At 68.9% G+C, this 7,094-nt stretch carries 8 protein-coding genes; all 8 read left to right on the top strand.

The genetic code is table 11. From position 1 onward, the window contains the following. Positions 1-611: UDP-N-acetylglucosamine--N-acetylmuramyl-(pentapeptide) pyrophosphoryl-undecaprenol N-acetylglucosamine transferase (locus tag ACWF94_RS28415; protein WP_453494493.1), on the top strand; the 611-nt coding region annotated here is incomplete at its 5' end. A 62-nt stretch (positions 612-673) separates the two neighbouring features. Next, positions 674-1,477 (top strand): cell division protein FtsQ/DivIB, encoded by an 804-nt coding sequence (locus ACWF94_RS28410; protein ID WP_453494490.1) that lies wholly within the window; start codon positions 674-676, stop codon positions 1,475-1,477. 275 nt (positions 1,478-1,752) lie between these two features. Beyond that, a complete protein-coding gene (ftsZ, locus tag ACWF94_RS28405; RefSeq protein WP_453494487.1) occupies positions 1,753-2,970 on the top strand; it encodes a cell division protein FtsZ in 1,218 nt (405 codons plus the stop codon). After that, the gene (gene pgeF / locus ACWF94_RS28400; RefSeq protein ID WP_453494484.1) at positions 2,967-3,752 is read left to right on the top strand and encodes a peptidoglycan editing factor PgeF; all 786 of its coding nucleotides are present in this window, start codon (positions 2,967-2,969) and stop codon (positions 3,750-3,752) included. Before ftsZ ends, pgeF begins: the two co-directional genes overlap by 4 nt. A gap of 134 nt (positions 3,753-3,886) precedes the next feature. Then, positions 3,887-4,564, top strand: a complete 678-nt coding sequence (locus tag ACWF94_RS28395; RefSeq protein ID WP_453494496.1) for a YggS family pyridoxal phosphate-dependent enzyme — start codon at positions 3,887-3,889, stop codon at positions 4,562-4,564. Between the two features lie 141 nt (positions 4,565-4,705). After that, positions 4,706-5,323, top strand: coding sequence for a cell division protein SepF (locus tag ACWF94_RS28390; protein WP_453494481.1), 618 nt, complete (start codon positions 4,706-4,708; stop codon positions 5,321-5,323). Between the two features lie 70 nt (positions 5,324-5,393). Further along, the gene (locus tag ACWF94_RS28385) at positions 5,394-5,684 is read left to right on the top strand and encodes a YggT family protein (RefSeq protein ID WP_453494478.1); all 291 of its coding nucleotides are present in this window, start codon (positions 5,394-5,396) and stop codon (positions 5,682-5,684) included. Positions 5,685-5,747: 63 nt separating this feature from the next. Next, positions 5,748-6,995, top strand: coding sequence for a DivIVA domain-containing protein (locus ACWF94_RS28380; RefSeq protein WP_453494475.1), 1,248 nt, complete (start codon positions 5,748-5,750; stop codon positions 6,993-6,995). The last annotated feature ends 99 nt before the right edge of the window (positions 6,996-7,094 follow it).

Raw genomic sequence — 7,094 nt, 5'->3', positions numbered from 1 at the left:
ACTCCATCGCCACCCTGGACCGCGCCCGGGTGCGCCCCGAGGCGCGGGCCGCCTTCGGGCTCGACCCCGATCTGCCCACCCTGCTGGTCTCCGGCGGCTCCCAGGGCGCGCGCCGTCTCAATGAGGTCGTCCAGCAGGCCGTCCCGGTGCTCCAGCGCGCCGGCATTCAGGTGCTGCACGCGGTCGGCCCCAAGAATGAAATGCCGTATGTGAACAACATGCCCGGAATCCCGCCCTACATCCCGGTACCGTACGTGGACCGGATGGACCTCGCTTACGCCGCGGCCGACATGATGCTCTGCCGCGCGGGCGCGATGACCGTCGCCGAACTCTCCGCCGTCGGGCTCCCCGCCGCCTATGTCCCGCTGCCGATCGGCAACGGCGAACAGCGGCTCAACGCCCAGCCGGTGGTGAAGGCGGGCGGCGGACTGCTCGTCGACGACGCCGAACTGACCCCCCAGTGGGTCCAGGGCAATGTCCTTCCGGTACTGGCCGATCCGCACCGGTTGTACGAGATGTCCCGCGCAGCCGCCGAGTTCGGCCGCAGGGACGCCGACGAACTGCTGGTCGGCATGGTGTACGAGGCGATCGCGGCACGCCACAGGGCGTGAGGCCGCGCGGACCGGGGACCCCCCGGTTCCGAGGCAGCCCCAGCCGGAAGGAGACCGGGAGCGTGGCCGGACCCACCACAGCCGAACGAGGTGCGCGCGAGTCCCCGCGCCGGCCCGAGGGGGCGTCCGGCGGCCCGCCGGGCGACGCCGGTTCCCGGCGGCGGCGCGTCCCCGTCCGGGTCCTGCTGATCGCCCTCGCCGCCGCCGCGCTCCTCGCCGGCGGAATCTGGACGCTGTACGGGTCCTCCTGGCTGCGGGTGGAACGGGTGAAGGCCACCGGAACCGATGTGCTGACCCCGGAACAGGTGACGGAAACGGCCAGGGTCCCGATGGGATCACCGCTGATCTCCGTCGACACGGACGGCATCGAAGCCCGGCTGAAAGCCAACCTCCCCCGGATCGACTCGGTGGAGGTGAGCCGGTCCTGGCCGACCGGGATCACCATCGAGGTGACAGAGCGTCAGCCCGTCCTCGTTCTCCGGAAGGACGCCCGGTTTGTCGAAGTCGACAAGAAAGGTGTCCGGTTCGCGACGGTCGACAAGGCGCCCAGGGCTGTTCCCCTGCTTGAATTGACCGTTGTACGGTCGCCCAGCGCGCGCCGGTTCCCGGCGGACCGGCTCATCGCCGAAGCGGTACGGGTCAGAAGCGAACTCCCCGGAAAAGTGGCGGCCGACACCCGTACTGTTGTGGTGCGCTCATACGACTACATCACCATGGAGTTGACCCGGGGTCGCACGGTGGTCTGGGGCAGTCCCGAGGACGGCGAGGCGAAGGCTCGTGCGCTCACCGCCCTCATGAAGGCCGCGCCCAAGGCCGACCGTTTCGATGTGAGCGCGCCCACCGCCCCGGCCACATCGGGGAGTTGACGCGCGAATGCACTGGCCAGAACCCTGACTGGTCAGCGCAACGGCTGATCACATAGGGTGAAAAGAAAAACGGGAGGTTCGGCGTGTTCATTGAACGTGCGCCACTTGTCGACTTAGTGTCCTGTTCGGAAGAGTCCAGCGAACAGTCACACTGGTAACCCTAAACTTGAACGTTAGGGTTTGGGTCGGCGTTTCGGACCGTCCCATCGGCATCCGTCGTCGCGGCGCGAGAGCGCACAGTGACGACACGTAAATCGAGGCGAGAGGCCTTCGACGTGGCAGCACCGCAGAACTACCTCGCAGTCATCAAGGTCATCGGTGTCGGCGGCGGTGGTGTCAATGCCATCAACCGAATGATCGAGGTCGGTCTCAAGGGCGTCGAGTTCATCGCCATCAACACCGATGCGCAGGCACTGTTGATGAGCGACGCCGACGTCAAGCTCGACGTCGGCCGTGAACTCACCCGGGGCCTCGGGGCCGGAGCGAATCCGGCCGTCGGTCGCAAGGCGGCAGAAGACCACCGTGAGGAGATCGAGGAGGTCCTCAAGGGGGCCGACATGGTCTTCGTCACCGCGGGGGAGGGCGGCGGCACCGGCACCGGCGGCGCGCCCGTCGTGGCCAATATCGCCCGCTCGCTCGGCGCTCTGACGATCGGTGTGGTCACCCGCCCGTTCACCTTCGAGGGCCGCCGGCGCGCGAACCAGGCCGAGGACGGCATTGCCGAACTCCGCGAAGAGGTCGACACCCTCATCGTCATCCCGAACGACCGGCTGCTGTCCATCTCGGACCGCCAGGTCAGCGTCCTGGACGCGTTCAAGTCCGCGGACCAGGTACTGCTCTCGGGTGTCCAGGGCATCACCGACCTGATCACCACGCCCGGTCTGATCAACCTCGACTTCGCCGATGTCAAGTCCGTGATGTCCGAGGCGGGGTCGGCGCTCATGGGCATCGGTTCGGCCCGCGGCGACGACCGCGCGGTGGCCGCGGCCGAGATGGCGATCTCCTCGCCGCTGCTCGAAGCCTCCATCGACGGTGCCCGCGGTGTGCTGCTCTCCATCTCCGGTGGCTCTGACCTGGGCCTCTTCGAGATCAATGAGGCCGCGCAGCTGGTCAGCGAGGCCGCTCACCCCGAGGCGAACATCATCTTCGGCGCGGTCATCGACGACGCCCTCGGCGACGAGGTCCGGGTCACGGTCATCGCGGCCGGGTTCGACGGCGGTCAGCCGCCCGCCCCCCGCAGCCCCACCCTGGGTGCCACCAAGCAGTCCGGCGGCGAGCAGTCCACCCAGCAGTCCCGGGTGAACGAGATTCCGCGTCCGACCGGCGGACTGGGTTCCGTGACGGGACGCGAGGAGACCAAGCAGCCCGAGCCCGCTCCGGTGGCGAGCGACCACCGCGACCACCGGGCCCCGGCGGCGCCGTACACCCCGGACACCCACACCTACCGGGACCCCCAGGCCGAAGAGCTGGACGTACCGGACTTCTTGAAGTGACCGTGCGGCACGACGCGATACACGTGAGCGGCGCGCATTTCGCCTTCACCGACAGGTGGGGCGGGGTGAGCGCCGTTCCGTACGAAGAGCTGAATCTGGGCGGCGCGGTCGGTGACGACCCGGCGGCCGTCGTGGCCAACCGGGCGATCGCCGCCCGGGAACGGGGACTCGATCCGGACAGTGTGGTCTGGATGAACCAGGTCCATGGCAAGGATGTCGCCACGGTGAACGGCCCCTGGGGGGACGGCCCGGTGCCCCCGGTCGACGCGCTGGTCACCGGCAGGCGCGGGCTCGCCCTCGCCGTACTGACGGCGGACTGCACCCCCGTACTGCTCGCCGATCCGGCCGCGGGTGTGGTCGCCGCGGCCCACGCGGGACGGCCGGGACTGGTCGCCGGGATCGTGCCAGCGGCTGTCGGGGCGATGACCGCTCTCGGCGCGGAGCCGGACCGGATCGTCGCCCGCACCGGGCCCGCCATCTGCGGACGGTGCTATGAAGTACCCGAGCGGATGCGGGCGGAGGTGGCCGAAACCGAGCCTGCCGCCTGGTCCGAGACAAGCTGGGGCACACCGGCCGTCGATGTGACCGCCGGAGTGCACGCCCAGCTCGAAGCGCTCGGCGTGCGCGACCGGCAGGCATCCCGGTTCTGCACCCTGGAATCGAGCGACCACTACTCGTACCGCCGCGACCGCACCACCGGGCGGCTCGCCGGATATGTCTGGCTGGCGCCGCTTTCCGCCGGGGCGGACGACGGCTCCCCGGCAGGAGAGACGGCAGCATGACCGATTCCAGATTTTCCGGCGAACCCCGCGAACCCCGTGGTTCCGGCGATCCCCGCGATCCCGGCGATCCCCGTGGTTCCGGCGAACCCGGCACAGCCCACCGCCGAGCCGAACTCGCGGCCGGACTCGCGCAAGTGGAGGAACGTATCTCCTCCGCCTGCGCCGCCGCGGGCCGCAAGCGGGAGGAGGTGACTCTCATCGTGGTCACCAAGACCTATCCGGTGAGTGATGTACGCCTCCTCCATGAACTCGGTGTCCGTCATTTGGCCGAGAATCGCGATCAGGACGCCGCGCCCAAGGCCGCCGCGTGCGCGGACCTGGATCTCCACTGGCATTTCGTCGGCCAGTTGCAGACCAATAAGGTCCGTTCCGTGGCGAGTTATGCCGATGTGGTGCAGTCGGTCGACCGAGTCAGACTTGTCACAGCGCTCTCCGCTGCCGCGGTCCGGACCGGGCGGGAGATCGGTTGTCTGATTCAGGTCGCCCTGGACGCGGACGCGGGCGGGCGCGGTGACCGGGGCGGCGTCGCGCCGGACGGAATCGAGGAGTTGGCAGCCGCGGTGGACGCGGCGCCGGGACTGCGGCTCGGCGGACTGATGACCGTCGCGCCGCTCGCCGGACCGTACGCGGGCCGGGAAAAGGCGGCGTTCGAGCGGCTGATGGAATTCTCATCACGCCTGCGCGCCGGGCATCCTGCTGCGAACATGGTGTCAGCAGGGATGAGTGCGGACCTGGAAGTGGCCGTGGCGGCCGGAGCGACACATGTACGCGTCGGCACTGCGGTACTCGGAGTCCGTCCCCGGCTCGGGTAACGTCGCCAAGCAAGTCGGACCACAGCAGAAAATATGGTCATTCCCGCAGTAAAGCGGGCAGACCCAGTGGATCGCGGGCACTTGGTGACACTGCGAGTTTCGTGACTAGGGCGATCCACCACAGAGCGGAGGACTCAGAGAATGGCCGGCGCGATGCGCAAGATGGCGGTCTACCTCGGCCTCGTGGAGGACGATGGGTACGACGGCAGGGGTTTTGATCCCGACGACGACTTCGAACCCGAGCCGGAACCCGAGCGGGAGCACCGGCGGCACCAACCCTCGCATCAAGTCGAACGCGAGGAGCCGGTAAGGGCGGTGCAGCCTCCGCCGCAGCGCGAACCGATGCCTGTCCCCGCTTCGCTTTCCGCCGAAAGCGGACGACCGGCGCGAATCGCACCCGTGGCGTCCATCACACCTGAACGTCCGAACCTGGAGAAGAACGCACCGGTGATCATGCCCAAGGTTGTGTCCGAGCGGGAGCCTTACCGCATCACGACGTTGCACCCGCGGACGTACAACGAAGCCCGTACCATCGGGGAACACTTCCGTGAGGGCACTCCGGTGATCATGAATCTCACCGAGATGGACGACACCGATGCGAAGCGACTTGTCGACTTTGCCGCGGGACTTGTCTTCGGTTTGCATGGGAGCATTGAGCGGGTGACACAGAAGGTGTTCCTGTTGTCGCCTGCTAACGTCGATGTCACGGCGGAGGACAAGGCCCGTATCGCAGAGGGCGGATTCTTCAACCAGAGCTGAGTACACGACTCCGGGACGGACCGGCCGCCGCGGCCGGACCAAGAGAGCACAGGGGAGAGGGAAGCGCGGGATGGGCGTAGCACTAGGGGTCGTCTACATCGCGCTGGTGTGCTTCCTGGTGGTGCTGATTTTCCGTTTGGTCATGGACTACGTATTTCAGTTCGCCCGTTCATGGCAACCCGGCAAGGCGATGGTGGTCGTGCTTGAGGCGACCTACACTGTCACCGATCCACCGCTCAAGCTTCTTCGGCGGTTCATCCCGCCGTTGCGTCTCGGGGGCGTGGCACTCGACCTGTCCTTCTTCGTTCTGATGATCATCGTCTACATCCTGATCTCCCTCGTGCGCGGATTCGCTGGGTGAGGGAGGAACTGTGGACGATACGGTCTTGCCGACTGCCGACGACTACGTAGAGGTGAAGAAGAGATGCCGCTGACCCCCGAGGACGTGCGGAACAAGCAGTTCACGACCGTCCGCCTCCGAGAAGGCTATGACGAGGACGAGGTCGATGCCTTCCTCGACGAGGTCGAGTCCGAGCTGACCCGCCTGCTCCGCGAGAACGAGGACCTGCGTGCCAAGTTGGCCGCGGCGACCCGAGCGGCGGCGCAGAATCAGCAGCAACAAGGCATGCGCAAACCGCCTGAGCCACAGGACGCGCGAGGGCCCGGAGCGCCGGTGCCCGCCGCCATATCCGGACCCCCGGTCCAGCAGCAGCAGCCCCCGCAGATGGGTCCGCCCCAACTGCCGGGCGGCGCTCCGCAGCTGCCGGCCGGTCCGAGCCACGGCGGTCCGAACCACGGCGGTCCGAGCCACGGTGGTCCGAACCACAACGGCCAGATGCAGGGCCCCGGCCAGATGCAGGGCGGCCCCATGGGCGGTCCGATGGGCGGCCCCGGTCAGATGCAGGGCGGTCCCGGTCAGTTGCAGGGCGGTCCGGGCCAGATGCAGGGCCCCGGCCCCATGCAGGGTGGCCCCGGTCAGATGCAGGGCGGCCCCATGGGGCACCCCCAGCAGATGCCGCAGCCCCCTCAGGCCCCCGGTGGCGACAGCGCCGCGCGGGTCCTCTCGCTGGCGCAGCAGACCGCGGACCAGGCGATCGCGGAGGCCCGTTCCGAGGCCAACAAGATTGTCGGCGAGGCGCGTTCGCGCGCCGAGGGCCTGGAGCGGGACGCCCGCGCCAAGGCGGACGCGCTGGAGCGGGACGCCCAGGAGAAGCACCGCGTCGCGATGGGCTCGCTGGAGTCGGCCCGCGCCACGCTGGAGCGCAAGGTCGAGGACCTGCGGGGCTTCGAGCGCGAGTACCGGACCCGGCTGAAGTCGTATCTGGAGAGCCAGCTGCGTCAGCTGGAGACCCAGGCCGATGACTCGCTGGCCCCGCCGCGTACCCCGTCGGCGGCCTCGCTGCCGCCGGCCCCGTCGATGGCTTCGGCCGGCGCGGGTGCGATGAGCCACTCCATGGGCGGGAGCCCCGCGATGGGCTCGATGGGTCAGTCCATGGGCGGTGGCCCCTCGATGGGTCAGTCGATGGGAGGCGGCCCGTCCTACGGCGGCCAGCAGCAGATGTCCCCGGCGATGACCCAGCCGATGGCACCGGTGAGGCCGCAGGCGCCGCAGCCGATGCAGCAGGCGCCGGCACCGATGCGGGGCTTTCTGATCGACGAGGACGACAACTGACGGGGAGTCGCGCGATCAGCGCGTAGCCGTCGGCAGGCGTCGGGCAGGGTCCGGGACATTCGTCCCGGGCCCTGCTTGTGCGTGTGCCCCCCGCTGTGC

The sequence above is a fragment of the Streptomyces sp. NPDC055078 genome (genome assembly GCF_053607985.1).
This window is presented reverse-complemented; position numbering and strand designations above follow the sequence as displayed.